At 69.9% G+C, this 26,175-nt stretch carries 22 protein-coding genes and 1 pseudogene; 14 read left to right on the top strand and 9 right to left on the bottom strand.

Annotation, left to right across the window (positions count from 1 at the left end):
* Positions 1-24: 24 nt before the first annotated feature.
* Positions 25-1,236 (top strand): transcription termination factor Rho, encoded by a 1,212-nt coding sequence (gene rho / locus ABXJ52_RS15755; RefSeq protein ID WP_367042898.1) that lies wholly within the window; start codon positions 25-27, stop codon positions 1,234-1,236.
* Positions 1,237-1,245: 9 nt separating this feature from the next.
* Here rho and ABXJ52_RS15750 read toward each other — a convergent pair whose 3' ends face one another.
* On the bottom strand, positions 1,246-2,532 hold the full coding sequence (locus ABXJ52_RS15750) for a M6 family metalloprotease domain-containing protein (protein WP_367042896.1): 1,287 nt from the start codon (positions 2,530-2,532) through the stop codon (positions 1,246-1,248).
* Between the two features lie 285 nt (positions 2,533-2,817).
* On the opposite strand from ABXJ52_RS15750, the gene ABXJ52_RS15745 reads away from it, so the two are divergent.
* Together ABXJ52_RS15745 and ABXJ52_RS15740 are read left to right on the top strand one after the other, a co-directional pair.
* Positions 2,818-3,471, top strand: a complete 654-nt coding sequence (locus tag ABXJ52_RS15745; RefSeq protein WP_367042894.1) for a helix-turn-helix domain-containing protein — start codon at positions 2,818-2,820, stop codon at positions 3,469-3,471.
* A 78-nt stretch (positions 3,472-3,549) separates the two neighbouring features.
* Positions 3,550-5,064, top strand: coding sequence for an MFS transporter (locus ABXJ52_RS15740; protein WP_367042892.1), 1,515 nt, complete (start codon positions 3,550-3,552; stop codon positions 5,062-5,064).
* Positions 5,065-5,085: 21 nt separating this feature from the next.
* On the opposite strand, the gene ABXJ52_RS15735 is transcribed toward ABXJ52_RS15740, so the two are convergent.
* Entirely contained in the window at positions 5,086-5,610 is a 525-nt protein-coding gene (locus ABXJ52_RS15735) for a MarR family transcriptional regulator (protein ID WP_367042890.1), read from the bottom strand.
* Positions 5,611-5,728: 118 nt separating this feature from the next.
* Between ABXJ52_RS15735 and ABXJ52_RS15730 the strand changes: the two genes are divergently transcribed.
* Positions 5,729-6,517: a class III extradiol ring-cleavage dioxygenase gene (locus tag ABXJ52_RS15730; protein ID WP_367042888.1), complete on the top strand. Its 789-nt coding sequence runs from the start codon at positions 5,729-5,731 to the stop codon at positions 6,515-6,517.
* Here the strand turns inward: ABXJ52_RS15730 and ABXJ52_RS15725 are convergent.
* Together ABXJ52_RS15725 and ABXJ52_RS15720 are read right to left on the bottom strand one after the other, a co-directional pair.
* A pseudogene (locus ABXJ52_RS15725) lies at positions 6,517-6,768 on the bottom strand (hypothetical protein); the annotation flags it as partial. The gene ABXJ52_RS15730 and the pseudogene ABXJ52_RS15725 overlap by 1 nt on opposite strands.
* Positions 6,769-6,848: 80 nt before the next feature.
* A complete protein-coding gene (locus ABXJ52_RS15720; protein ID WP_367042886.1) occupies positions 6,849-7,391 on the bottom strand; it encodes an N-acetyltransferase family protein in 543 nt (180 codons plus the stop codon).
* Between the two features lie 195 nt (positions 7,392-7,586).
* On the opposite strand from ABXJ52_RS15720, the gene ABXJ52_RS15715 reads away from it, so the two are divergent.
* Positions 7,587-8,594 carry a sigma-70 family RNA polymerase sigma factor gene (locus tag ABXJ52_RS15715; RefSeq protein WP_367042883.1) on the top strand — a complete coding sequence of 336 codons (1,008 nt, stop codon included), beginning with the start codon at positions 7,587-7,589 and terminating at the stop codon, positions 8,592-8,594.
* Between the two features lie 259 nt (positions 8,595-8,853).
* On the opposite strand, the gene ABXJ52_RS15710 is transcribed toward ABXJ52_RS15715, so the two are convergent.
* Complete coding sequence (locus ABXJ52_RS15710) at positions 8,854-9,906, bottom strand: transcriptional regulator (RefSeq protein ID WP_367042881.1); 1,053 nt, start codon at positions 9,904-9,906, stop codon at positions 8,854-8,856.
* Between the two features lie 62 nt (positions 9,907-9,968).
* On the opposite strand from ABXJ52_RS15710, the gene ABXJ52_RS15705 reads away from it, so the two are divergent.
* The 5 genes from ABXJ52_RS15705 to ABXJ52_RS15685 all read left to right on the top strand — a co-directional run bounded on the left by ABXJ52_RS15705 (position 9,969) and on the right by ABXJ52_RS15685 (position 16,111).
* Positions 9,969-11,540 (top strand): MFS transporter, encoded by a 1,572-nt coding sequence (locus ABXJ52_RS15705; RefSeq protein ID WP_367042879.1) that lies wholly within the window; start codon positions 9,969-9,971, stop codon positions 11,538-11,540.
* Positions 11,541-11,853: 313 nt separating this feature from the next.
* On the top strand, positions 11,854-12,615 hold the full coding sequence (locus ABXJ52_RS15700) for a DeoR/GlpR family DNA-binding transcription regulator (protein WP_367042877.1): 762 nt from the start codon (positions 11,854-11,856) through the stop codon (positions 12,613-12,615).
* A gap of 71 nt (positions 12,616-12,686) precedes the next feature.
* A complete protein-coding gene (gene pfkB, locus ABXJ52_RS15695; RefSeq protein ID WP_367049086.1) occupies positions 12,687-13,634 on the top strand; it encodes a 1-phosphofructokinase in 948 nt (315 codons plus the stop codon).
* 82 nt (positions 13,635-13,716) lie between these two features.
* Positions 13,717-15,729, top strand: a complete 2,013-nt coding sequence (locus ABXJ52_RS15690) for a fructose-specific PTS transporter subunit EIIC (RefSeq protein WP_367042874.1) — start codon at positions 13,717-13,719, stop codon at positions 15,727-15,729.
* 127 nt (positions 15,730-15,856) lie between these two features.
* Positions 15,857-16,111, top strand: coding sequence for a hypothetical protein (locus ABXJ52_RS15685; protein WP_367042872.1), 255 nt, complete (start codon positions 15,857-15,859; stop codon positions 16,109-16,111).
* Positions 16,112-16,185: 74 nt separating this feature from the next.
* Here ABXJ52_RS15685 and ABXJ52_RS15680 read toward each other — a convergent pair whose 3' ends face one another.
* The 4 genes from ABXJ52_RS15680 to ABXJ52_RS15665 all read right to left on the bottom strand — a co-directional run bounded on the left by ABXJ52_RS15680 (position 16,186) and on the right by ABXJ52_RS15665 (position 20,941).
* Positions 16,186-16,980 carry a DUF6227 family protein gene (locus tag ABXJ52_RS15680; protein WP_367042870.1) on the bottom strand — a complete coding sequence of 265 codons (795 nt, stop codon included), beginning with the start codon at positions 16,978-16,980 and terminating at the stop codon, positions 16,186-16,188.
* Between the two features lie 173 nt (positions 16,981-17,153).
* Complete coding sequence (locus tag ABXJ52_RS15675) at positions 17,154-18,389, bottom strand: Ig-like domain-containing protein (RefSeq protein ID WP_367042868.1); 1,236 nt, start codon at positions 18,387-18,389, stop codon at positions 17,154-17,156.
* Positions 18,390-18,624: 235 nt separating this feature from the next.
* On the bottom strand, positions 18,625-19,686 hold the full coding sequence (locus ABXJ52_RS15670; protein ID WP_367042866.1) for a P1 family peptidase: 1,062 nt from the start codon (positions 19,684-19,686) through the stop codon (positions 18,625-18,627).
* Between the two features lie 13 nt (positions 19,687-19,699).
* Positions 19,700-20,941, bottom strand: a complete 1,242-nt coding sequence (locus ABXJ52_RS15665) for a low temperature requirement protein A (protein ID WP_367042864.1) — start codon at positions 20,939-20,941, stop codon at positions 19,700-19,702.
* A gap of 175 nt (positions 20,942-21,116) precedes the next feature.
* On the opposite strand from ABXJ52_RS15665, the gene ABXJ52_RS15660 reads away from it, so the two are divergent.
* The 4 genes from ABXJ52_RS15660 to ABXJ52_RS15645 all read left to right on the top strand — a co-directional run bounded on the left by ABXJ52_RS15660 (position 21,117) and on the right by ABXJ52_RS15645 (position 26,172).
* The gene (locus ABXJ52_RS15660; RefSeq protein ID WP_367042862.1) at positions 21,117-22,562 is read left to right on the top strand and encodes a NarK family nitrate/nitrite MFS transporter; all 1,446 of its coding nucleotides are present in this window, start codon (positions 21,117-21,119) and stop codon (positions 22,560-22,562) included.
* A gap of 264 nt (positions 22,563-22,826) precedes the next feature.
* On the top strand, positions 22,827-25,097 hold the full coding sequence (pflB, locus tag ABXJ52_RS15655; protein ID WP_367042860.1) for a formate C-acetyltransferase: 2,271 nt from the start codon (positions 22,827-22,829) through the stop codon (positions 25,095-25,097).
* 27 nt (positions 25,098-25,124) lie between these two features.
* Positions 25,125-25,907: a pyruvate formate-lyase-activating protein gene (gene pflA, locus ABXJ52_RS15650; RefSeq protein ID WP_367042858.1), complete on the top strand. Its 783-nt coding sequence runs from the start codon at positions 25,125-25,127 to the stop codon at positions 25,905-25,907.
* Positions 25,908-25,944: 37 nt separating this feature from the next.
* The gene (locus ABXJ52_RS15645; RefSeq protein ID WP_367042855.1) at positions 25,945-26,172 is read left to right on the top strand and encodes a hypothetical protein; all 228 of its coding nucleotides are present in this window, start codon (positions 25,945-25,947) and stop codon (positions 26,170-26,172) included.
* Positions 26,173-26,175: the final 3 nt, after the last annotated feature.

Here is a 26,175-nt window from a genome sequence, read left to right as displayed (position 1 = left end):
GCATGTCCGCGAAAGGACCCCATCATGAGTACCGCAACGATCACCCGAAACAGGACCACCACGACCACCACGACGCCCACGACCCCCAGCACGTCTGCCGCGGCTCCCGTCGCCGCCGCCGGCATCCTCGACGTCAGTCACAACGCCAACGGCCATCTCCGGACCGGCGATTGCCTCCCCAACCCCAACGACGTGACCGTCCCCTCGGCGCTCATCCGCCGACTGGGCCTGCGCGCGGGCGACATGGTGCAGGGCACCTGCGGCAAGGCCCGCACCCTCACCGACGTCGAGCGCGTCAACGGCCATTCCGCCGAAGCCCTGCGCAGGCGCGCACGGTTCGGCGACCTCACGCCGCTGCACCCCCGCGAACGGCTCCATCTGGAAACGCAGGGTGCCGGCGGCGGCAGCGTCGCGACCCGGCTCATCGACCTCGTCGCCCCCGTCGGCAAGGGCCAGCGCGGCCTGATCGTCGCGCCGCCCCGCACCGGCAAGACCGTTCTGCTCCAGCAGATCGCCGCCGCCGTCAGCGCGAACCACCCCGAGGCGCACCTCATGGTGGTGCTGCTCGACGAACGGCCCGAAGAAGTCACGGACATGAAGCGTTCCGTGCGCGGCGAAGTGCTCGCCTCGACCTTCGACCGGCCCGCCAAGCAGCACATCGCCCTGGCCGAACTGGCCGTGGAGCGCGCCAAGCGGCTCACCGAGGAGGGCAAGGACGTCGTCATGCTCTTCGACTCCCTCACCCGGCTGTGCCGCGCGTACAACAACGCGGCGTCCAGCGGCGGCCGTACTCTCTCGGGCGGTGTCGACGCCGCCGCCATCCAGGGCCCCAAGCGGCTCTTCGGTGCCGCGCGCCTCGCCGAGGAGGGCGGGTCCCTGACCATGCTCGCCACCGTGCTCGTGGAGACCGGATCGCGCGCCGACGACTACTACTTCGAGGAGCTCAAGGGCACCGGCAACATGGAGCTCCGCCTCGACCGCGGCATGGCCGAGCGCCGGGTGTTCCCCGCCGTCGACGTCACCCCTTCCGGCACCCGCCGTGACGAACTCCTCGTGCCCGCCGACGAGTTGACCGCAGTACGCGGCCTGCGGCGTGCCCTGCACGGCAGGGACGCACAGAGCAACCTGGAGGCGCTGATCGAGCGCCTGCGCAAGACCGCGGACAACGCCGCCTTCCTGCGCCAGGTGCAGCAGACCGTGCCCGGCGCCGGGTCATCGAAGGTCAACGGCGGCTGAGCCACGCCCTCAAGGGCGCGTGACGTGCACCCGGTAGCGCCCTTCCCCGTCGATGGCCGTCACCGTGATGCGCACGCCCGTCTTCTCGTCCGTGAACGTCTGGCCAGGCTCGTAGGTCGCGTCGGAGAGTTCCGCGTGGACGTTCGGCCGGCGCGTGCAGCCGCCGCTGTCCTTCGTGGAGTCGGAGACGGTGACCGGGCCCTGGCCCGTGTCGACCTCCGCGTCCACCCGGTAGATGAGCACTCCGGGCTTGCAGACCGCCTCGTCGTTGCCGCCACGGGTGCGCACCTCGACGGCGTACCCGGTCCGTGTGCTCAGCGGCACGAAGGCGAGCTTGGTGCCGCCCTCGGCCGGCAGTGGGCTCAGCGTGTGCTCGGTGGTGCCCGCGTTCGAGGCGCAGCTGATCTGGTCGTCGCCGAGCCAGCCGAGCTTCCACTTGTGCCAGGCCAGCAGGTCGTTGTTGGCGCCCCAGTCCTCGCTCATGATGTCCCAGTGGCCGACCGCGCCGCCGCCGTCCTGCGTGTACAGGTCGGGCAGGCCGAAGACGTGGCCGTTCTCGTGGGGGAGTACGCGGTAGCCGGTCTCGCGGTAGCTGCCCGAACCGTCGTCCTGGCGGCTGTAGACGAAGGACGCGTTGGAGACCGGGACGCCGTCCGCGACGGGTGCCTCGGTGTTGCCCGCGAAGGTCACCGAAAGGACCGTGTCGAGCGCGGAAGGACCGGCGTTCGGCGTCATGAGGATGTTCACCAGGTCGTACTCCCGGAAGTCCACGTCCGGGTCGGCCTCCGCCACGATGTCCTGGACCAGCTCGCGGTAGCCGGGATCGAAGGGGGCGCCGCGTTCTATCCCGTACTCCTTGAAGCTCTTGGGCATCCGCAGCCAGTCCGGGATCGGGGACTCGGGGCGGTAGTCGAGCTTCCCGTAGGAGCTGGTGCGAAACCAGTCCGATGTCTGCGGGAAGAATTCCTTGAGGCGGTCGAGGGCGGTGCCGTCGCCGCGGGCGTCGGAGAAGTCGACCATGAGGTTCAGGGCCCGGACGGTGCCCGTGGAGCGGGAGTAGCCGGCGGAGGTGGGCACGCCCTCCGACATCTGGACGCCCATCGTGCCGTTGATCATGCACGGGCTGAGGGTCGAGGCGCGGGCCAGCGATGCGGGGCCGGCCGCCGTGGGGGATTCCTCCATCAGGCGCCCGGTGCTCGCCGATGTGGTGACCGTGAGGCCAAGGACGGCGCACGTGGCTATCGCCGTGCCACGTCGCGCTCCGCGTATCTGCTGCCTCCAGGTCGGCTGCTGCATGCGTGGGCCTTCCCCTTGCGGCAGCCGCCGGTCCTGGCTGCACCCTTCCGATCACCCTGTGCCGGTGGGTGCGCGGGCGCTCGCTGGGAGCGACCGATCGTGGGTTTCTTGTTCAGGTAGCTGTGATCCAGGTCACACGGAGAAAGTCGGAGCGGAGGAAATATCCGGGGACTCGCTCCCCGTTTAGACCTGTGTCCGAGCGAAACGGGGAGAGATTCCCCGCATCGCGCAGCAGAGGCTCCGGCACCGTCCGGAGGCCCGACCCCAAGCTTGAGGAGAGCCGCCGTGGACACCGCCACCGCGCAGCGCCCCACGCCCCGCCCGCGGGCCGACGCCCTGCGCAACCGGGAGCGGATCGTCGCCGCCGCACGCGAGATGTTCGTCGAGTTCGGCCCCGACGTGCCGCTCGACGAGGTCGCGCGCCGGGCCGGCGTCGGTAACGCCACGGTCTACCGGCACTTCTCCGACCGTTCCGAACTGGTCCATCAGGTCGTCCTGCTGGTCACCGACCGCGTCTCGGCCCACGCCGAAGAGGCGGCGGTGGCGGCCGACGCCGATCCGAGCGTCGCGTTCGACGTCCTGCGCCGGTTCGTCCATGCCTCCGCCGACGAGCGGATCGGCGCCCTGTGCCCGATCCTCCAGGCGGCCTTCGACCCTGATCACCCGGATCTGGTCGACGCCCGTGAGCGGCTCGAAGCCGCGATCGACGGGCTGATGCAACGGGCGCGCGCGGCCGGGCAGCTGCGCACCGACATCGCCGTCGGGGACCTGATGGTCGCCCTCTCCCAGCTCACGAGGCCGCTGCCCGGCACGGCGTGCCCGAACATGGACCGTTTCGTCCACCGCCATCTCCAGCTGTTCCTCGACGGCCTGATGGCGCCGGCCCGCTCCGAGCTGCCCGGTGAGGCGGCGACCTTGGAGGACCTCCGCCAGTCCTGAGCCCCGCCCGAACCGGCTCCGCACCGCATCGCCTTTCCGTCACTTTTTCACCACACGTACCGCTAGGTGGCTACTTCCATGTCAGAAACAGATCCGAGGCGCTGGAAAGCGCTGATATTCATCGCGCTCGCGCAGCTGATGGTCGTGCTCGACGCGACCATCGTGAACATCGCGCTGCCCTCCGCCCAGCAGGACCTGGGCATCTCGGACGGCAACCGCCAGTGGGTCATCACGGCCTACGCCCTGGCCTTCGGTGGCCTGCTGCTCTTCGGTGGCCGCATCGCCGACCTCTGGGGCCGCAAGCGCACCTTCGTGACCGGCCTGATCGGCTTCGCGGCGGCCTCCGCGCTCGGCGGCGCCGCCACCGGCGAGGCCATGATGCTGGGCGCCCGCGCCCTGCAGGGTGTGTTCGGCGCGCTCCTCGCACCCGCCGCCCTCTCGCTGCTCGCCGTGATGTTCACCGACGCCAAGGAGCGCGCCAAGGCGTTCGGCATCTACGGTGCGATCGCCGGTGGTGGTGGCGCCGTGGGCCTGATCCTCGGCGGCTTCCTCACCGAGTACCTGAACTGGCGCTGGACGTTCTTCGTCAACATCCCGTTCGCCGTCGTCGCCGCGCTCGGCGCGTACTTCGTCATCCGTGAGCCGGCCGGCGGCCGCAACCGCTCGCCGCTCGACATCCCCGGCGTGGTCCTGTCCACCCTCGGTCTGGTCTCGCTCGTCTACGGCTTCACGCGCGCCGAGTCGGCCGGCTGGTCGGACTCGCTGACCATCGGCATGTTCGTCGCGTCCGCCGTCCTGCTCGCCGCGTTCGTCCTCACCGAGTCGAAGGTCAAGTCGCCGCTGCTTCCGCTGCGCGTCCTGACCGAGCGCAACCGCGGTGGCGTCTACCTGTCGCTCGGCCTCGCGATCATCGCGATGTTCGGCCTGTTCCTGTTCCTCACGTACTACCTCCAGATCGTCCAGGGCTACTCGCCGGTGAAGACCGGCTTCGCGTTCCTGCCGATGATCGTCGGCATGATCACGGGCTCCACGCAGATCGGCGCCCGCCTGATGACCCGCGTCCCGCCGCGGCTGCTCATGGGTCCGGGCTTCCTGGTCGCCGCCGTGGGCATGCTGTTCCTGACGCAGCTCGACGTCGGTACGTCGTACGCCGGTGTGATCCTGCCCGGCCAGCTGCTGCTGGGCCTCGGCATGGGTACGGCGTTCATGCCCGCCATGTCGCTCGCCACGCACGGTGTCCAGCCGCGTGACTCCGGTGTCGCCTCCGCGATGGTCAACACCTCGCAGCAGGTCGGCGGCGCCATCGGCACCGCCCTGTTGAACACCATCGCCGCCTCCGCCACGACCGCGTACCTCGCGGACCACGCGGCGGGCGCGACGACTCCCGCGGCCCAGAAGCTGGTGCAGGCGCAGGCCATGGTCGAGGGGTACACCAGCGCGATCTGGTGGGCCGTCGGCATCCTCGCCGGCGCCGCCGCGATCGCCTTCGCCCTCATCAACACGGGCTCCCAGGGCGGCGCTCCCGCCGCCTCGGGCTCCGGTGACAGCGAGGGTGCCGAGGACGAGATCCGGATCCCGGTGGTCGCGCACTGACCCCGGTTCGGTAAGGGGGGCCTAGCGGAGCCAGGGCAGGTCCGCCCCCGCCTCCTTCGGCTGAAGTCCCTCGGCGACGATCATCATGATCTCGCCGAGGGACTTCTGCTGTTCCGGGGTGAGCCGGTCGAAGAGGGCCTGGCGCACGGCGGTGACATGTCCGGGCGCCGTCCTGCGCAGCACCTCGTACCCGTCGTCGGTGAGGATCGCGAACTGGCCGCGCTTGTCGGAGGGGCAGTCCTCGCGGCGCACCCAGCCGTTCTTCTCCAGGCGCGCGATGGCGTGCGAGAGGCGGGACCGGGTGATCTTGGTGTTCCTGGCCAGCTCGGTCATGCGCATCCGCCGCCGCGGGGCGACGGAGAGCTGGACCAGGAGGCCGTAGTAGATGTGCGGCATACCGGCGTCGCGCTGCAACTGGCGGTCGAGGTGATCCTCCAGGAGCGTGCTGGCCTGCAGATACGCGAGCCAGGTGCGCTGTTCGTCGTCGTCGAGCCAGCGCGGTTCCCCATCGGGAAGGTCGGGGGGAGAAGTGGGTGCCGTGTCCATGTACTCCACTGTACGCAGCCCTTCCTTGAATCTTAAACAATACGGGAGTAGGTCACTCCCGAGTGAAAGCTTGAGAGTTAAAGCAAGTCTCTTCTTGTACGTTCTCGGAGGCGCCGCCATGACCGCAACCCAGGAGCGCATGCCCGCCCTCTACCTCAGCCACGGCGCACCCCCGCTGGCCGACGACGCGCTCTGGCCGGACCAGCTCCGCGCCTGGTCGGCGGAGCTGCCGCGCCCCAAAGCCATCCTCATGGTCTCCGCCCACTGGGAAGAGGCCCCGCTGGCCATCGGCGCGACGCGGACGCTGCCGCTCGTGTACGACTTCTGGGGCTTCCCCGAGCATTACTACCAGGTCACGTACGCCGCCCCGGGCGCCCCTCAACTGGCTGATTCCGTACGCGCGTTGCTGCGCGGGGCGGGCACGCTGGTGCAGGACATCGAGGATCGCGGACTCGACCACGGAGCCTATGTCCCGCTCGTCGAGATGTACCCCGACGCCGACATCCCCGTGCTCCAGATCTCCCTGCCGACCCTCGACCCGCGCCGCCTGACGGACATCGGCCGCAAGCTGGCGCCGCTGCGGGACGAGGGCGTACTCCTCGTAGGCAGCGGCTTCTTCACACACAATCTGGCGGCGCTGCGTCACCTGGACGGCGGAGTGCCGTCGTGGTCGGCGGAGTTCGACGCGTGGGGGCACGAGGCGCTCGACGCGGGTGACGTGGACGGCCTGCTCGACTTCCGGCACAAGTCCCCGGCGGGCGAGCTCGCGCACCCGCGTACGGAACACTTCGCGCCCCTGTTCGTGACGCTGGGGGCCGCCGAGGCCTCGGGGGACCTGGGCGGGCAGCGCAGTGTGATCGACGGGTTCTGGATGGGGCTCGCGAAGAGGTCGGTGCAGTTCGGCTGACGGCGCGGATCGCCGAGGGCCGCGCGCCGGTTGTCGCCGGTGATTGGCTCGACCGCGCTCGGGTACCCCTCCAACTTCGGCGCGTACAGCTCGAGCCAGCGGTGGACCGCACCGGAGTGGCCGTGCGCGGCGAGCGCCTCGACGGCCATCGGCGCGTGGTTGGTGAGCCGTCCGAGCCGCTCGGGGCCCGAGGCGTGCAGGCGCTGCAGGGCGTCGTCGAGGGTGCCGGTGGTGTCGGCCGTGGCATTCATGCGGGCACGCTAGGCGGGGCCGGGACGGGGCGTAACGGCCTGGCGTCCTGGGTCGGGACCTAGGACGGAGCCGACGGGACCTAGGTCCCGCTTCCGGTCTCCGGGCCGAGGGGACGCTCGTACCAGGCGACGTCCCAGTAGCGGCCGAACTTGCGGCCCACCTCGCGGTACGTGCCGACGTACCGGAAGCCGAAACGTTCGTGGAGGCGGCCGGAAGCGTCGTTCGGCTGGGCGACCCCGGCGTAGGCGCGGTGCAGGTCCTCGCCTTCGAGGGCCTCGAAGAGCGCCTTGTAGAGCAGGGTGCCGATACCGCGGCCCGCGGCGTCCGGCGCGCAGTAGACGCTGACTTCCACCGAGGTGGCGTACGAGGGCTTGGCCCGGAAAGGAGAACTCGTGACGTACCCGAGGATCAGCCCGGAATCCCGCTCCTGGGCAACCAAGAGGCGGTGGGGGCCGTCTTCAGGATGGGAGAGCAGCCAAGGGCGGCGCTCCTCCGGCAGGAAGACGGCCGTGTCGAATGTGATCGCCGTCTCACGTACGTAGTGGTTGTAGATGGCGGTCAGGGCCTCCAGATCGGCCTCCGCGCCCGGCCTGACCTGCACCTCATTACGTTCCGACGTCATCCGGCCTCCCTTTGTGGCGGCACAGGGTACTGCAACGTCAGCAAAATAGTTGCTCGGCTTGGGAATTCTGTCCGGATTCCAGTCGTTGTTTCCATCGGAAGCAGGGCACCCGGAAGGGTGTGGTTTCCACCACGTCTCCACCACAGAGGCCCGTGAAAAGGGCCGACCAGGACCTCCACACGCAAGGGAGCACGCATGGCAACCCGTGCCGTCGCCCGTCGTAAGTCCGCCTCCACCGGCGAGACCGACGCGGCACGCAGTGTTCGCGCCGTAGGCGGGGAGATCGCCGACCGCGACCTGGTCGGCATGTACCTCGACGAGATCGCGCGTACGCCGCTGCTCGACGCCGCCAAGGAAGTCGAGCTGTCCCAGATCATCGAGGCCGGTGTGTACGCCCGGAAGATAATCGACGGCGACGTCGAGGACTCCGTCCCCGGTGCCTCCGCGTCCCGCGAGGAGCTGGAGGCGCTCGTCGCCGACGGCGAGCGCGCCAAGGACGTCTTCATCCGGTCGAACCTCCGTCTGGTCGTCGCCGTGGCCCGCCGCTATCCGCGCAGCGGTCTGCCGCTCCTCGACCTCATCCAGGAGGGGAACGCGGGCCTGGTCCGCGCGGTCGAGAAGTTCGACTACGCCAAGGGCTTCAAGTTCTCCACGTACGCCACGTGGTGGATCCGTCAGGCCATCACGCGCTCCATAGCCGACCAGTCCCGCACGATCCGCCTCCCCGTGCATCTGGTGGAGGAGCTGGGCCGGATCCGCCGTGTCATGCGCGAGTTCAACCGCAAGAACGGGCGCGACCCGGAGCCGGAGGAGGTCGCGGCCGAGCTCGACACCACGCCGGCGCGTGTCACGGACGTCCTGGACTGGGCGCGCGACCCGGTCTCGCTGAACATGGGCGTGGACGACAACGGCGACACGCAGTTCGGTGACCTCCTGGAGGACACCTCCGCGGTCTCGCCCGAGCAGTCCGTCCTGACGCTGCTGCGCAGCGAGGAGCTCGACGACCTGATCGGCCGCCTCGACCAGCGCACGGCCTCCATCATCAAGATGCGGTACGGGATCGAGGACGGCCGCGAGCGGACGCTGACGGAGGTCGGCAAGCAGCATGGTCTGACGCGGGAGCGGATCCGCCAGATCGAGAAGCATGCGCTTCTCGAGCTGAAGAAGTTGGCTCGGGATACGGGGTTCGACGCGGCCGCCTGAGCGGCCCCGCCTAGCTGTCCACCAGCTGAGCCCCGGTGCCATCCCCCCCCGGCACCGGGGCTCGTTCCTGCCTTGCGCCTGTGGGGGGCTCCTTTCCCGCGCTTCGCGCGGAGGTTTCCCGCCCGCCCGCCCGTTACCCGGGGGACAGCTGCGGGGCTATCGGGTCCCCGCCCGTTGCTTCGGGGTGATCGGGTGGGTGGGTGGGAGAGATCCGCGCGGAGCGCGGGATAGGGGAGCCCCCCCCGGCCGGCGGGGGAAGTTACGTCGGCGGTCCCGCCGCCCGGGTCATGCGGGAGCCCAGCTCCCGGAGGGAAGCCAGTAGCTCTGGTGGGCCGTGGGCCACGAAAGGGTGGCCGGTCATGGTCAGGCGGACCGCCAGCCAGTCCACCGCGTCCGTCACCTCCGAACGGAGCCGGCACCTCGTGGCCGAAAGGGGCTCCGGTGTACCCAGCGCCGAGGGGAACGCCCCGGCGACGGCCTCCGCGGACGCCTCGAACGTCACGTCGATCGCATACGAAGGCTGGGCCCGCCACATCGACCGGCGGATGTACTCCGCGGCGTCCCCGGTGGGCAGCTCCCGGGGGACGAAGCGCGCGCCGGTCGCGAAGGGCGACGACACCCGGTCCACCCGGAACGTTCGCCAGTCGTCGCGGTCGATGTCGTACGCCACCAGATACCAGCGCCGCCCCGTCGACACGAGACGATGCGGCTCGGTCAGGCGCCGGGACTCCGTGCCGTCCCCGGAGCGGTACGCGAAGCGGAGCCGCTCCTGGCCCGCCGCCGCGGACGCCATCACCGTAAGCGTCTCGGGCGCGATGCTCGCCCCGTCCCCACTGGTCAGTGGCGTCGTCGCGATCTGGAGGGTCTGCACCCGGTGGCGCAGGCGCGAGGGGAGGACCTGTTCGAGTTTTGCCAGGGCCCGTACGGACGCCTCCTCCACCCCCTCCACCGCGTGGCCCGCCCCCGCCCGTAGACCCACCGCGATCGCCACCGCCTCCTCGTCGTCCAGGACGAGCGGCGGCATGGCCTTGCCCGCGACCAGACGGTAGCCGCCGCTCGCGCCCTGGCTCGCCTGCACCGGATAGCCGAGGTCCCGCAGCCGGTCGATGTCGCGCCGCACGGTCCGGCGGCTGACGCCGAGCCGGTCCGACAGCTCCCCGCCCGGCCACTCGCGCGGGGTCTGGAGCAGGGAGAGGAGTTGCAGCAGCCGAGCCGGCGTGTCCGTACCGCCGGAGCCGCCGGAGCCGCCGGAGCCGCCGGAACCGCCGGTCCTTTCCGAGGTGTTCGGGGTCTTGCCGGGAGTCGATGTCATGTCTTTCAGGATGCCGCGCATCTAGGACATGCACTGGCCTATATGGCTCCTAGTCTCCCCTCATGACTTTCAGCAACCCCGCCCCAGCATCCCCAGGATCGGACGCCGCCACCGCCGCCGACCGGCGCCGCTGGCTCGCCCTCGCCATCGTGATGACCGCGGCCTTCATGGACCTCGTCGACGTCACCATCGTGAACATCGCGATCCCGTCCATCCAGGAGGACGCGGGCGCCACGGACAGCCAGATCCAGTGGATCACCGCGGGTTACGCACTCGCTTTCGCGGCAGGCCTCATCACCGGCGGACGGCTCGGTGACATCCACGGGCGCAAGCGGATGTTCCTGATAGGGATCGGCGGCTTCACGATCGCCTCCGCGCTCTGCGGGTTCGCCGCCAACCCGGAGATGCTGGTCGCGTCGCGGATCCTGCAGGGCGGCATGGCCGCGATGATGGTGCCGCAGGTCCTGTCGATCGTGCACGCCACCTTCCCCGCGCACGAGCGCGGCAAGGTCTTCGGGCTCTTCGGGATGATCGTGGGGCTCGGCGCCGTATCGGGTCCGCTGCTCGGCGCGCTCCTCACCCAGTGGAATCTGTTCGGGCTCGAATGGCGCCCGATCTTCCTCATCAACCTGCCCGTGGGCATCGCGGGACTGATCCTCGGCAGCAAGTTCATCACCGAGTCCAAGGCCCCGAAGGCCCTCAAGCTCGACCTCGTCGGCGTCGCCCTCGTCACGCTCGGCCTGCTGATGGTCCTCTACCCGCTCACCCGTGGGCGGGAGTTGGACTGGCCGCTGTGGGGTCACGTGGTGATGGCGGGCGGACTCGTCGTCTTCGGCGCGCTCATCGCGTACGAGAAGGCGAAGGCGGCCAAGGACGGTTCGCCCCTCGTGGAACTCTCCCTGTTCAAGGTGAAGAGCTTCGCCGCAGGCATCGCGGTGCAGACCGTGTTCGGTGTCACGATGGGCATCTTCTTCCTGGTCTGGACGATCTACATGCAGACGGGGCTCGGGTGGACCGCGCTGCGGGCCGGCACGACCGGCATCCCGTTCTCGATCGCCGTCTCGGTGGCGGCCGGTATGTCCGTGCAGAAGCTCGTGCCGCGGTTCGGGCGCAAGGTGCTGCAGGGCGGCGCGCTCCTCATGGCCGCCGGGGTGCTGCTCTACATCTGGGAGGCGGACCGTTACGGCGCGGGCATCGCGTCCTGGCAGATGGCGCTGCCGCTGGTCGTGATGGGCGCCGGAATGGGGTTCATCGTCGCGCCCCTCACCGACGCCATCCTCTCGGACGTGCCGCGTGAGCACTCCGGGTCCGCGTCCGGGCTGCTCAACACCGTGCAGCAGATGGGCACGGCGCTCGGACTAGGCCTGGTCTCCGTGGTGTTCTTCGGCGTGATCGACGAGAGGGCGGCGCGGAGCGAGATGCCGATGGAGATAGTGGGCGCGTTCCAGAACTCGCTGTGGTGGGTCGTCGGCGTGCTCGTCGCCATCTTCCTGCTGATGTTCGCCCTGCCGAGCAAGCCGCGCCAGCATGTCGAGGGGGGCGGCGACGACGCGGACGTCGAGGCCGAGGTCGAGGCCGGCTCCGAGGTCGCCGGAGCTGAACTCTCCGGTCGGGAGGCCGCGTTGACCCCATGAGCGGGTAGCAGCCGGTGACGGCGGACAGGGCGGTGTGCGGCCCGGGTGGAGCCTGGAGCTCTGCCCGGGCCGCCGCCGCGTCCAGGGATTCGAGTACGGCACCGGGACCGCGGGGCAATCGGGCGGGTGGGTGGGAGAGGCCTGTTCGGGCAGGGGCGGATGCGGGGGAGTCGCAGGGCCTAGGACCCGGCAAGGCAGAGGCGGAAGTCCGTTTGTGTCCGGATTAAGTCCGGGGCTGTTTACTTTGCGCCCAGAAGAGCCGTACTCTGCCAGGAGAACCACAGGCTCGGGCATCAGGCGGAGGCGAGCGGACATGTACGCACCGGAGCGGCAGCAGGCCATCCTGCGGCTCGCACGCGACGGGGGACGGGTCGACGTCCTGTCGCTGGCCGAGGAGTTCAAGGTCACCGCCGAGACCATCCGGCGTGACCTGAAGGCCCTCGACAGGGCCGGCCTGGTCCGACGCGTGCACGGCGGTGCCATCCCCGCAGGACGCCTCGACTTCGAGCCCGACCTCGCGGAGCGGGAGGGAACGTCCGCCGACGAGAAGGACCGCATCGCACGCGCCGCCCTCGCCGAACTCCCCACGGAAGGAAGCGTCATTCTCGACGCGGGGTCGACGGTGGCCCGCCTCGCCGCCTCCCTCCCGCTGGAAGCGACGTTCACCGTCGTCACGCACGGCCTTCCCACCGCCGCCCGCCTCGCCGACCACCCCGGCATCCAGCTCCACCTCATCGGGGGCCGCGTCCGCAGCCGTACGCGCGCCGCCGTCGACGCGTGGGCGCTGCGGGCGTACGGAGAGATCCGCGCCGACGTCCTCTTCGTCGCGGCGAACGGCTTCTCCGCACAGGCCGGCCTCACCACCCCCGACCTCGCAGAGGCCGCCGTCAAGCGCGCGGCCATCGGCGCGGCCCGCCGCGTCGTTCTCCTCGCCGACTCCACCAAGCACGGCCAGGAGCACTTCGCGCGCTTCGGCGGTCTCGACGACGTGGATCTGCTGATCACCGACACCGGGCTCGGCCCCGAGGACGCCGCGGCGATCGAGGCCAATGGCACGGAGGTGATCCGGGCATGAGCGGAACCGGCACGGACACGCACGCGAGCAGCGGCAGCACACAGCACGGCAACGAAACGGTACGTACGCGCATGATCCTCACCGTCACCCCCAACCCCTCCCTCGACCGCACCTACGAGGTCCCCTCGCTGGACCGCGGCGAGGTCATCCGGGCCACCGGTGACCGGATGGACCCGGGCGGCAAGGGCGTCAACGTATCGAGGGCGGTCGCGGCGGCCGGCGCGGCGACGCTCGCCGTCCTGCCGCTCGGCGGCGCACCCGGCGCGCTCGTCGCCCAGCTCCTCGACGAGCAGGGCATCGAGGTCGCGCCGGTCCCGGTCGCGGGCCAGACCCGCTCCAACATCGCCGTCGCCGAACCGGACGGCACCCTCACGAAGATCAACGCCGCCGGGCCCGAACTGACGCGGGCGGAAGCCGAGTTGCTGCTCACCGCCGTGCGGGAGCGGTCCACCGGAGCCGACTGGATCGCCTGCTGCGGCAGCCTGCCCCGCGGGCTCGCCCCCTCCTGGTACGCCGACCTGGTGGCCCGCGCGCATGCCGCGGGTGCCCGGATCGCCCTCGACACCTCGGGCCCGGCCCTGCTCGCCGCCCTCGCCGAACGCCCCGACGTCGTCAAGCCGAACGCGGAGGAGCTCGCCGAAGCGGTGGGCCGGCCCCTGACGACGGTCGGCGACGCCGTCAAGGCCGCCGAAGAACTGCGGCAGTTGGGCGCCCGCGCCGTCCTCGCGAGTCTCGGCGCGGACGGCCAGCTCCTGGTGGACGACTCGGGCACGTACTTCGGCAGCGCTCCGGTCGAAGCCGTACGCAGCAACGTCGGCGCCGGTGACTCCTCCCTGGCCGGTTTCCTCATCGCGGGCGGCACCGGCGCCCCCGCCCTCGCCTCGGCCGTGGCGCACGGCGCGGCGGCGGTCCAGCTCCCCGGCAGTGCGATGCCGACCCCCTCGGACCTCGCACCCGGCGCGGTCACGGTCACGGCGGAGGTCCCCCTGGACCGCGTACTGACGGAGCCCGCGCCATGAGCGCCCACACCCACACCACCCACCCTCACACCCCCGTCCCCACCCCCGCCCTCCGGGCGATACGCGTGCGAAGGAGCCCGCGATGAGCGAGATGATCACCGCGGAACTGGTCGACCTCGAAATCGACCGGTCCGCCGGAACCAAGGAAGCGGCGGCCCGTGCCCTCGCCGAGCGCATGGTGGCCCTGGGCCGGGTGACCGACCTGGACGGGTTCCTCGCCGACGTGGCGGCCCGCGAGGCGCAGATGCCGACCGGTCTCGACGGCGGCATCGGCATCCCGCACTGCCGCAGCGCCCACGTCACCGAACCGACCCTGGCCTTCGGCCGCTCGGCCGACGGCATCGACTTCGGGGCGCCGGACGGGCCCGCCGACCTGATCTTCCTGATCGCCGCCCCGGCCGGTGCGGACGACGCCCACCTGACCATCCTCTCCTCGCTGGCACGGCAGTTGATGGACGAGGAGTTCACGAGCGCGCTGCGGGGCGCCGCTGACGCGCAGACGGCGACGGACCTGATCCGGGGCAATGGGCGGGTGGGCGGGGAACAAGCCGCGCGCAGCGCGGCAGAAGCCCCCACGGACCCGCAGTCGGACGACCCCGAACCCCCGGCGGAGCCGTTCCGCATCGTGGCGGTCACCTCCTGCCCGACCGGCATCGCCCACACCTACATGGCCGCCGAGTCCCTCGAGAACGCGGCCCGCGAGGCAGGCGTGGAGCTCACGGTCGAGACCCAGGGGTCAGCGGGATTCACCCGCGTCGACCCGGCGGTCATAGCCACCGCGGACGCGGTCGTCTTCGCCCACGACGTCCCCGTACGGGACAAGAACCGCTTCGCCGGGAAGCCCACGGTCGACGTGGGCGTCAAGGCGGGCATCAACCGCCCCGCGGAACTCATCGCCGAGGCCCGGGAGAAGGCGGCCCGCGGCGATGTCACCTCGGGGGCCGCAGGGACGAGCCCCGTGGACGACGCGGGCGAGAGCGGTGACGGCTACGGCACCAAGCTGCGCAAGTGGCTGATGTCCGGCGTCAGTTACATGGTCCCGTTCGTCGCCGCCGGCGGCCTCCTCATCGCACTCGGCTTCGCCATCGGCGGCTGGAAGATCGACAAGGCGCCGTCCGTAGCCGAGCACTTCGTGTGGACGGACACCACGAGCTGGGCCGCGCTCCTCTTCCAGATCGGCGGACTCGCCTTCGCCTTCCTGGTGCCGGTCCTCGCCGGCTACATCGCGTACGGAATGGCCGACCGGCCAGGACTCGTCCCCGGATTCGTCGGCGGCTCCGTCGCCGTCACGATCAACGCGGGTTTCCTGGGCGGCCTCGCGGCCGGCCTGATCGCGGGCGCGGTCGTCATGGGCGTCCAACGCGTACGGATCCCCGCCGTCCTGCGCGGCATCATGCCCGTGGTCGTGATCCCGCTGATCTCGTCCGCGATCGTCGGCTTCCTGATGTTCCTCGTCATCGGAAAGCCCATCGCCTCGTTGCAGAGCGCGCTCACGGACTGGCTGGAGGGCCTGTCCGGCGCCAACGCCATCATCCTCGGCGTCATCCTCGGCCTGATGATGTGCTTCGACCTCGGCGGTCCGCTCAACAAGGTCGCGTACGCCTTCGCCGTCGGCGGCCTCGCCAACCCGACCGAGGGCAGCCTCAAGGTCATGGCCGCGGTGATGGCGGCCGGTATGGTCCCGCCGCTCGCCATGGCCCTCGCCACCACCATCCGCGGCCGGCTTTTCACCAAGACGGAACGCGAGAACGGCAAGGCGGCCTGGTTCCTGGGCGCCTCCTTCATCACGGAGGGCGCGATCCCGTTCGCCGCGGCCGACCCGCTGCGGGTGATCCCCGCGTCGATGGCGGGCGGAGCGGTCACCGGCGCCCTGTCGATGGCCTTCGGCTGCACGCTGCGGGCGCCGCACGGCGGCATCTTCGTGGTGCCGCTCATCGGGCAGCCGCTGCTCTACCTGGTGGCGATCGTCGCCGGTGTCGGTGTGTCCACCCTGGCGGTCATTCTGCTCAAGGGCGCCCGGCGGACGGCCCCTTCGGAGAGCGGCGTCACGGCCGAGGAAGCCGTGGCGGAGAAGCGGGTGCCCGCGGCCGTCTGAACCCGGTTGACCGGACCCCGGAGGGTTCGGCCCCTATGAGGGGGGTTGTGCGACATGCGTCACTTCAGGACGTAAGTCCCACAACCCCCCTGTCGTAAGCCCCGGGTCGTGATGTCTACTGTGCGGCATGTTCCAGAATGTCTCGATCCTCCAGCAGGCAGGCGTGGCCGTTCTGGCCACGGCGACCGTCGTCTGGGCCGTGGGCCTGGTGCGGGTGATGCGGCGCGACCAGGTCGACGTGGAGGTCTGGCGCCGGTCCCAGGCGTTGCGCGCGCTGCCGGCGCAGTCGGGCCCGCCGCGCGCGGAGACGGTCGACCTGACGGCGGAGGAGCGGGCCGCCTTCGCAGGCCTGGTACGACAGTTCGGCGACAGCCGCCCCTGAAGTCGTACGGCATCCCTGAAGCCGTACGGCGCCCCTGAAGCCGTACGGCGCTCCTGGAGGCGTAAACGGCGCCCCTACTTCTTCGTACGCTGCTGCGGAATGCTCCTCGCGCGTTGCTCCATCGCCGCGCGGGCCGCTTCCTCGGTGACGTACACCTCGCAGCGGTGCCGCTTGTCGGGTGTGACCGTGTGCTCGACCTCCCAGAGGCTGAGCTCGCTGCCGTCGAAGAGCAGGAACGCGTGCTCGTAGAGCGAGAAGGAGAGGCGTGCCTCGCCCGCGAGGCAGGGGCGGCCGAAGGCCTGGGTGATCTGATGCGCGAACGCCGAGCGCAATAACCGCTCCAGCTCCTCGCCGGGACGCCCCTCGCCCACCTCGTTCTCCGCGCGGCGCAGCAGCCGGCGGCCGTGGTCCGCGGAGTCGTCCGGTACGTACGTGTGGCGGGGCTCGTCGGCCACCGGGAGCTGCAGCACCACCGGCTGCTCGCAACCGGTGGCGGGGGTGTCGGGCGGGAGCGGCAGACGCGAGGTGGCGACGCCGGCCTCTTCCTCGTCCGCGTACAGCTCGAACTGGTGGACGCTGCCGGGGCCGGTGTTGTGCACCAGCTCCCAGAGAGTGAGCGCGCCGGCGTCGGCGAGCAGCCACGTGTGGCGATAGGTCTCGCGGTGCAGGCCCGCGCTGTGGTGCGCGGAGTGCAGCGAACTGTCGTACGCCAGAGCCGAGTCGAGGCGTCCTATCGTGTCGTCCGGCAGGTCGAAGGAGTTCATGGCGCGGCGAAGAAGCCGCTCCAGATGTTCCTGCGGGGAGTGCGTGGACTTCTGCTCGGCAGCCTGTGGCTCGCACGCCGTCTCGTGCTCGTACGGAACGCTCAAGGTCTCTCCCGGCGTTGCTGCATGTCACCTTGTGAGTGCATACCGTAGCCCCTGGGTCGGACATCATGCCCGGGAACCGGAAAACGCACGAGCCGCACGGCAAGTTCCCGTGCGGCACGCGGTGTTGGGCCTGGTGAGAGGGCCGGAGAGGGCGACTGAAATCAGCCCGCGGATCAGCCCTCGCTGCCCGCCGTCCACTCGCTCCAGGACATGTTCCAGCCGTTGAGGCCGTTGTCCGGGGCGATGGTCTCGTCCGGTGAGCCCTTGACCGTCACGACGTCCCCGATGAGGGAGTTGTCGTAGAACCACGCACCCGGCGTGCTGGAATCGCCCGCGCCCTGCGCGTCCTGCAGGCCGACGCAGCCGTGGCTGGTGTTGGCGCTGCCGAAGATCGAGGGCGAGCCCCAGTAGTTGCCGTGGATGAAGGTGCCGGAGGACGACAGGCGCATCGCGTGCGGGACGTCCTTGATGTCGTACTCACCGCCGAAGCCGACCGTGTCGCCGTTCATACGGGTCTGGGTGAACTTCTCGGAGATCACCATCTTGCCGTTGTACGTGGGGTTCGACGGGCTGCCCGCGGAGATCGGGATGGTCTTGATGACCTTGCCGTCGCGCTCGACCGTCATCTTCTTGGCCTTCACGTCGACCGTGGAGACCTGCGCGCGGCCGATGGTGAAGGTGACGGTCTTGTTCTGTACGCCGGTGGCGCCGTCCGCGCCCTTCACGCCCTCCAGGTCGATCTTCATGGTGACCTTGGAGCCGGCCTTCCAGTACTCCTCGGGCCTGAAGTCGAGGCGCTGGTTCCCGAACCAGTGGCCCACGATCTCTTGGCCGCTGTCGGAGGTGACCTTGATGTGCGACTGGACGGACTGCTTCTCGGTGATCGCCTTGTCGAAGTTGAAGGAGACCGGCATGCCGACGCCGACCTTCGTGCCACCGTCGGGGGTGTAACTGCCGATGAAGCTGTTGGCCTTCGAGACGGTGGTGAAGATCGAGTTCTCGGTGGCTTCCTTGCCCTTGCCGTCCTCGGCATTGGCCTCGATCTTGTACTTCATGCCGCGCTCGAGCTGCGCCTTGGGCTTCCAGCTGGTGCCGTCGGAGGAGAGCGTGCCGTCGACCGCCGCTCCGGTGGAGACCAGGGTCATCTTCACGTCGGTCAGCTTGCCGCCCTCGACCTTGACGCCGGTGGCGTTGATGGAGGCGCCGGTGGAGCCGTCCTTCGCCGAGATGGTGATGTCGGCGCCCTGCGTCTTGGACTTGCCGTCCTTGCCGTCGCTGTCGCCATTGGCGTCCGCGTCGCCGCCACAGGCCGTGAGGGCGAGCGCACCCACGGCGGCGAGCGCGGTGGCCGCCAGAAGAGTGCGCCGCCGGGGCTTGGCTATGTGCGACGTTGTCACGGGCTGCTCCATCTTTGTGCGAAGTGCGCGTTATGAACCAGTAAGAGTTATACGAGTTAAGAGCGGCCTGCGGGCGGAAAGGTTCCGTCCGTTTGATGTGAGGGCGGGCACATGGACATGACCCGCCGGCTGCCCCAACGCGCCGCGATCCGCGGCTATTTGTAGCTGTTCTTTCTGGGAATTCCCTTAGGGATTTCTTTGGAAGCTATGTGCTGATTGCTGCCTGGTACTTGCTTCTTGCTCCTCGCTAGGTGCCGTAAAGGTCGCGGTACGAGGGGAACTTGCCGCCCGGTGTCTCGACGGACTCCGCGGCCAGGAGCGCACGGACGATCGCCGCCGTCACCATGTCCGCGCCCGCCGCGAGGATCTCGTTCAGGGCGAGGGGGGCGTCGGCGGCCAGGGAGTGCTCACCGGTCGCGAGGGCGAAGACGGTGTCCCCGTCGTTGAGGAGATGGACGGGGCGCACGGCGCGCGCCATGCCGTCGTGCGACGTGCCGGCGAGCTTCTGCGCCTGGGCCTTGCTGAGTGCGGCGTCCGTGGCGACCACGGCAAGGGTGGTGTTGAGCGGCGGAGGCCCGCTCCCGGCGGCGGAGGCGGCGGCGGAGGCGGAGACGGAGGCGGCTTCGGCGAGGCGCCGCGTGGCCTCCTCATGGACCCCGGGGTCGGGGTAACTCACCGGCCGCCCCTCGAAGTACCGCCCGTACAGCGCACCCGTCCCCGCGTCGACCCCCGAGCCCGCCGCGTTCGCCACGACCAGGGCGGCCACGGTGATACCCGAGTCCAGCCTGACGCTCGCGCTGCCGATACCGCCCTTGACCTTGCCGACCACGGCTCCGGTGCCCGCGCCCACGTTCCCCTCCTCGACGGGGGTGAACGGCTCGCTGCCCGCGGCGGCCTCCACCGCGGCACGGCCCGTCACGGCGTCGGGGCGTGCCGTGAAGTCGCCGCCGCGGCCGAGGTCGAAGACGCAGGCTGCCGGGACCACGGGGACGACGTGGGAGGGGTCGGGGCCGACCCGGACGCCGCGGCCCTGCTCCTCCAGCCACGCCATGACGCCGGCCGCGGAGTCCAGGCCGTACGCGCTGCCGCCGGTCAGCACGACGGCCTCGACGCGCTGCACCAGATTGCGGGGGTCGAGGGCATCGGTCTCACGGGTGCCGGGGCCGCCGCCGCGCACGTCCACGGCCGCGACGGCGCCGCCCGGCGGGGCGAGCACGACAGTGGTGCCGGTGAGGCGGCCTTCGCCGGTGAGCGTCGCGTGGCCGACGCGGAGGCCGGGTACGTCGGTGAGAGAGGAGTGGGTGGTCATACCGACGTGCGTATCACGAGGGGGAGTTGCGCGCCGTGCGCCGGGCCATCCGGCTGGTGAGCGTCACGCCGGTCGCGACGGCGGCCGTCGCCACGAGCCCCGCCACCAGGACGGCCCAGCCCCCGGCGAACGTACTCGCCAAGGTCGCCAACGCACTGACCGGCAGCACGAGTTGCTGGGCGATCCCCACCTTGTAGTAACGGGAGTGCAGCAGCCAGACGGTGAGGAGATACAGCGCCATCGGCACGGTCACGGCCGCGGACGCGGCGAGCGTCGAGATGTGCGCCTTGCCGACGGCCTCCTCGACCGCGACCTCGAGCCCGGCACCGATCGCTGCGGCGGCACCGAGAATGACGTAGTGCCCGTATCCCCACAGGAAGGCCTGCCGGTTGCCGCGCAGGCGGCCGTGGATGGGTACGACGAAGTAGATCCACCACGCGGCGAAGACCATCAGGAGTCCGCCCGCCGCGATGGGCAGGAGTTCGCCGAGCGCGTCGTTCTCCTCGATGCCGGACTTCACGGCGACGGTCGCCGCCGCGATCGTCTCGCCGAGCACGATGATCGTGAACAGGCCGTACCGCTCGGAGATGTGGTGCGGGTGCCAGGCCGTCGTGTAGCCGCGCTCCGCGAACACCGGCACGCACATCTCCGCGACCGCCATCACGAGGAACAGCCACAGGCGCGCGTCCTCGGGCAGGAACAGCAGCCCCGACCAGCCGATCTGACAGAGCAGCACACCGCCCGCGTACCGCAGCGCGGTGCTGCGCTCGGCGCCCGTGGCCGACTTGGCGACCCGCAGCCACTGACTGGTGAGCGCGACCCGCATGATCAGGTACCCGAGCCAGATCAGCAGGAAGTCGTGCTCCTGGAACCCCTTGGACACCCCGGCGGCGAACACCAGCACCCCGGCGATCTGCACGAGTGTGACGACCCGGTAGAGCACGTCGTCGTTGTCGTACGCCGACGCGAACCACGAGAAGTTGACCCACGCCCAGAACAGCGCGAAGAACACCATCGCGTAATTGAGCACACCCTCGCCCGCGTGCCCCTCGGCCACGGCGTGCACCAGCTCGACCCCGCCCTGCGCGACCGCCACCACGAAGCAGAGGTCGAAGAAGAGCTCCAGCGGGGTCGCGGCCCGATGCGCCTCCTCGCGCCCGCGTGATCGCAGGGGCCGCAGGGTGGCGGATACGGGCGTGGGAGGCGGTTTGTGGGCCGGATCCTGGGGCGGCCCGGAGGCCGGGGTGGACGTCATGCGGCCAGCACAGCAGACGGCTTCCGCCGAACGGGGCCGAAGGCCCCCTGACCTTCGTGTCTTTGGGCTGGACGGCTGATGCCCTACGCCTCTGCTCCCGAAGAACCGCGCACGCGACGGTGGATATGTCAGGCCCCGGAGCAAGGTCGGGACCCGTAGCGAACTGGGAACCAACATGAGAACGCCTGCCACTCAAGAGAACCCGCAAGAGGCGCAGCTCGCCCCCGCGGGCACGGCGTACGACCCCGCTCAGTACCGTCCCGGCAAGACCATCACCGACTGGGAGCCGGAGAACGAGCTCTTCTGGAAGTCCATCGGCAAGAAGGTCGCCTCCCGCAACCTGTGGATCGCCGTCCCCGCCCTCCTGGTCGCGTTCGTCGTCTGGCAGGTGTGGTCGGTCACGGCGACCAACCTCAAGGACGTCGGCTTCGGCTTCTCCACCTCTCAGCTGTTCTGGCTGACGGCCGTCCCCGGCATCACCGGCGGCACGGCGCGCGTCTTCTACACCTTCCTCGGCCCGATGATCGGCCAGCGCCGCTTCACCGCGCTCTCCACGATCGTCCTGGTCGTCCCGCTGATCTGGCTCGGCATCGCGGTGCAGGACCCGAACACGTCGTACGGCGTGATGATCGCTATCGCTGCCCTCTGCGGTGTCGGCGGCGCCAACTTCGCCTCGTCCCTCGCCAACATCGGCTTCTTCTTCCCCAAGCGCGACAAGGGCAACGCCACCGGCATCAACGGTGGCCTCGGCAACCTCGGTGTCTCCGTCGTCCAGCTGGTCACCCCGATCGTCATCACCAGCTCGGTCCTCGCGGTCGGCTCGGCCCAGCACAAGGCGGACGGCACGTCCGTGTGGCTGCAGAACGCCGCGTTCCTGTGGGTGCCCGTCCTGGTGATCCTGGCCGTGGTCGCGTGGTTCGGCCAGAACGACCTGAAGGTCGCATCGACCCCCTTCAGCCAGCAGAAGATCATCTTCAAGCGCAAGCACAACTGGCTGATGACCTGGCTGTACGTCGGCACGTTCGGTTCCTTCATCGGCTTCGCCGCGGCTCTGCCGATGCTCATCAAGACCACGTTCACGCCGATCGACGCGGCCTACTCCGCGGCCACCTACGCCTGGATGGGCCCGGCCGTGGGCGCGCTCGCCCGCTGGGCCGGCGGCTGGATCGCCGACAAGATCGGCGGCGCGAGGGTCACCATCATCTCGTTCGTCGGCATGGCGGTCTCGATCATCGGCGTGATCAACTTCCTGCCCTCGGGCGGCGACAACGGCAACTTCTACGGCTTCTTCGCCTGCTTCCTGTGCGCGTTCTTCTTCTCGGGCATAGGCAACGGCTCGACGTTCCGCCAGATCCCGGTGATCTTCCGCAGCCAGCACCTGAAGGGCCTGACGGAGGGCACCCCCGCCTACACCAAGGCACTGAAGCAGTCCGAGATGGAAGCGGGCGCCGTCACCGGTTTCACCTCCGCCATCGCGGCCTACGGCTTCTTCTTCATCCCGGCGATGTTCGCCAACTTCGCGGTCACCAGCGCGATGTGGGGCTTCGTGGCCTTCTACGTCAGCTGTATCGCGGTCTGCTGGTGGTTCTACGCCCGTAAGGGCGCTGAGTCCCCGAGCTGACGTCCACAGCGGCGTCGGCACCGTGGGCCGGGTGTGGGAGCACCCGGCCCATTGGTGTGTCCGGATATTCTTGTGAATGCTTTCACAAGCGAACTTAGGTCCAAAGTCCTTAGAGGAACCCCAGGTCAAAGTAGGTGCGACGGCTTTCGAGGGCGGCAAGAGAGGACCTCGGGCCCTGAAGTGAGGACCATTGCGGAGCCCTCGACCGACCAGATCGCAGTGCAATGGAGGCACAGCGAAAAGGCGATTCGGAAGGTGCCGGCGATGACTGCCACTCCCGCGGAAACGACAGTGCACGGCGAGGCATGGGACGGCTTCAAGGGCGGCCTGTGGCGGGACGCCATCGACGTCCGCGACTTCGTGCAGCAGAACTACACCCCGTACGAGGGCGACGACTCCTTCCTGGCCGGCGCGACCGAACGCACCACCCAGGTCTGGCAGACGCTCCTCGAGAAGTTCCCCGCGGAGATCGAGCGCGGCATCCACGACGTCGACGTGAAGACCCCGTCCCGCATCGACGCCTTCAAGCCCGGCTACGTCGCCGGCACCGCCGCCGACCACGCGGACCTCATCGTCGGCCTCCAGACCGACGCCCCCCTCAAGCGCGCCATCATGCCCAACGGCGGCTGGCGGATGGTCGAAAGCGCGCTCAACGCCTACGGCTACGAGGCCGACCCCGAGGTCAAAGACGTCTACACGCACCTCCGTAAGACCCACAACGAAGGTGTCTTCGACGCCTACACGCCCGAGATCCGCGCCTGCCGCTCCTCCGGCATCATCACCGGCCTGCCCGACGCCTACGGCCGAGGCCGCATCATCGGCGACTACCGCCGCGTCGCCCTCTACGGAGTCGACCGCCTCATCGCCGCGAAGGAGGCCGACAAGGCCACGCTGGGGGAGGAGTGGGCCACCGAGGACGTCATCCGGGCCCGCGAGGAGACCTCCGAGCAGATCAAGGCGCTCGGCGAGCTGAAGGACATGGCGATGTCGTACGGCTACGACATCTCGGGCCCCGCCACCACCGGCCGCGAGGCCGTCCAGTGGCTGTACTTCGCCTACCTGGCCGCCGTGAAGGAGCAGAACGGCGCGGCCATGTCGATCGGCCGCATCGACAACTTCCTCGACATCTACCTCCAGCGCGACATCGAGTCCGGCCGCATCACCGAGACCGAGGCCCAGGAGTTCATCGACGACTTCGTCATCAAGCTCCGCATCGTCCGCTTCCTGCGCACCCCCGAGTACAACGAGGGCTTCTCCGGCGACCCGACCTGGGTCACCTGGTCGATGGCCGGCATCGGCGAGGACGGACGCCCGCTCGTCTCCCGCACCACGTTCCGCGCCCTGCAGACCCTCTACAACCTGGGCCCCGCCCCCGAGCCGAACCTGACGGTCTTCTGGGCACGCGAACTGCCCAAGGGCTTCAAGGACTTCGCCGCGAAGGTCGCCATCGACACCTCCGCCATTCAGTTCGAGTCCGACGACCTGATGCGGCCCAAGTACGGCGACGACACCGCGATCGCGTGCTGCGTGTCGGCGATGGCCGTCGGCAAGCAGATGCAGTTCTTCGGGGCCCGCGTCAACGTCGCCAAGGCCCTCCTCTACGCGATCAACGGCGGCCGCGACGAGAAGACCGGAAAGCGCGTCGTCGAGGGCTTCGAGCCCATCGAGGGCGACTACCTGGACTACGACACCGTCGCCGAGCGCTATGACGCGATGCTCGGCTGGCTCGGCAAGACGTACGTCCACGCGCTGAACGTCATCCACTACATGCACGACAAGTACGCCTACGAGCGCATCGAGATGGCGCTGCACGACCAGGAGATCCTGCGCACGATGGCCTGCGGCATCGCCGGCCTGTCCGTCGCCGCCGACTCGCTCTCCGCCATCAAGCACGCCAAGGTCAAGGTCATCCGCGACGAGACGGGCCTCGCCGTCGACTACGAGATCGAGGGCGACTACCCCGCCTACGGCAACAACGACGAGCGGGCCGACCACATCGCCCGGCGGATCGTCTCGGACTTCATGGGCAAGATCCGACAGCACCCGACCTACCGGAACGCGGTGCACACCCAGTCCGTCCTGACGATCACCTCGAACGTCGTCTACGGCAAGAAGACCGGCAACACCCCCGACGGCCGCCGCGCCGGCGAACCCTTCGCCCCCGGAGCCAACCCGATGAACGGCCGTGACGAGCACGGCTACATCGCCTCCGCGCTGTCGGTCGCCAAGCTCGACTACGACGACGCCGAGGACGGCATCTCGCTCACCAACACGATCACCCCGGACGCCCTCGGCCGAACCGCCGGTGAGCGGATCCAGAACCTCTCCGGAGTCCTCGACGGCTACATGGCCAGCGACGGCTTCCACATGAACGTCAACGTGCTGAACAAGGCGACCCTTCAGGACGCCATGGAGCACCCGGAGAACTACCCCCAGCTGACCATCCGGGTCTCCGGCTACGCGGTCAACTTCATCCGGCTCACCCGCGACCAGCAGCTCGACGTCATCAACCGCACCTTCCACGGCTCCCTCTGAGCCCACCAGCAGCACGGGAGTTCTGCCATGGCTGTCCTGCTCGACACGGCGACCCCGGCGGCCGCGGTCACCCGGCGACCGGTCACCGGATCCCTCCACTCCTGGGACCTGTCCACCGGCGTCGACGGACCGGGCACCCGCTTCGTCACGTTCCTCTCCGGGTGCCCGCTGACCTGCCTGTACTGCCACAACCCCGACACGTGGCGGATGCGGGACGGCAAGCGGACCACCGCCGACGACGTGATCGCGGAGGCAGCCAAGTACACCAGGTTCATCTCGGCTGCGGGAGGGGGAGCCACGGTCAGCGGCGGCGAGCCCCTCCTGCAGCCCGTCTTCACCGGTGAACTGCTGCATCGCCTCAAGCACGAACTGGGCCTGCACACCGCCCTCGACACCTCGGGCTTCCTCGGCGTGCGCGCCACCGACGCCCTGCTCCGTGACGTCGACCTCGTGCTCCTCGACATCAAGTCCTGGGACCGCGAGACGTACAAGAAGGTCACCGGGCGTCCCCTGCAGCCGACCCTCGACTTCGCCCGCCGCCTCGCGGACCTGGGCAAGGACGTCTGGGTGCGCTTCGTCCTCGTCCCCGGCCTCACCGACGACCCGGAGAACATCGAGGGCGTCGCCCGCTTCGCCGCCTCGCTCGGCAACGTCTCGCGCGTCGACGTGCTGCCCTTCCACAAGCTGGGCGAGGCGAAGTGGTCCGCCCTCGGCAAGGACTTCACCCTGCGCGACACCCCCTCGCCCACCCCCGGGCAGGTGGCCGCGGCCAAGGAGATCTTCGCAGCTCAGGGGCTCACGGCTGTCTGACGGCTGCGGTGGCGCCCCACGGACGTACCCTGGATGTATGAGCACCGCCCCCGCCCCCGAACCGCGCGATCCGAAGGAATCGGAGACCCCACAGGGCTCCGAGGCGCCGAAGAAGCCGAAGAGCGCCCTGGTCTTCGACGACCCCCTGTCGCAGCAGTCTTCGGACGACACGGACCGCGGGTGGGGAGAGCGGCCTCCGGTCGGCGGCGACAGCGCCGCCGACCTGGCGCGCTTCCTCGACGAGAAGCCGCCCCACCACTTCTGAGCC

Source organism: Streptomyces sp. Je 1-332, assembly GCF_040730185.1.
Taxonomy (GTDB): Bacteria; Actinomycetota; Actinomycetes; order Streptomycetales; family Streptomycetaceae; genus Streptomyces.
The sequence above is the reverse complement of the archived record's forward strand: the minus strand, read 5'-3'. Positions and strand labels throughout refer to the sequence as shown.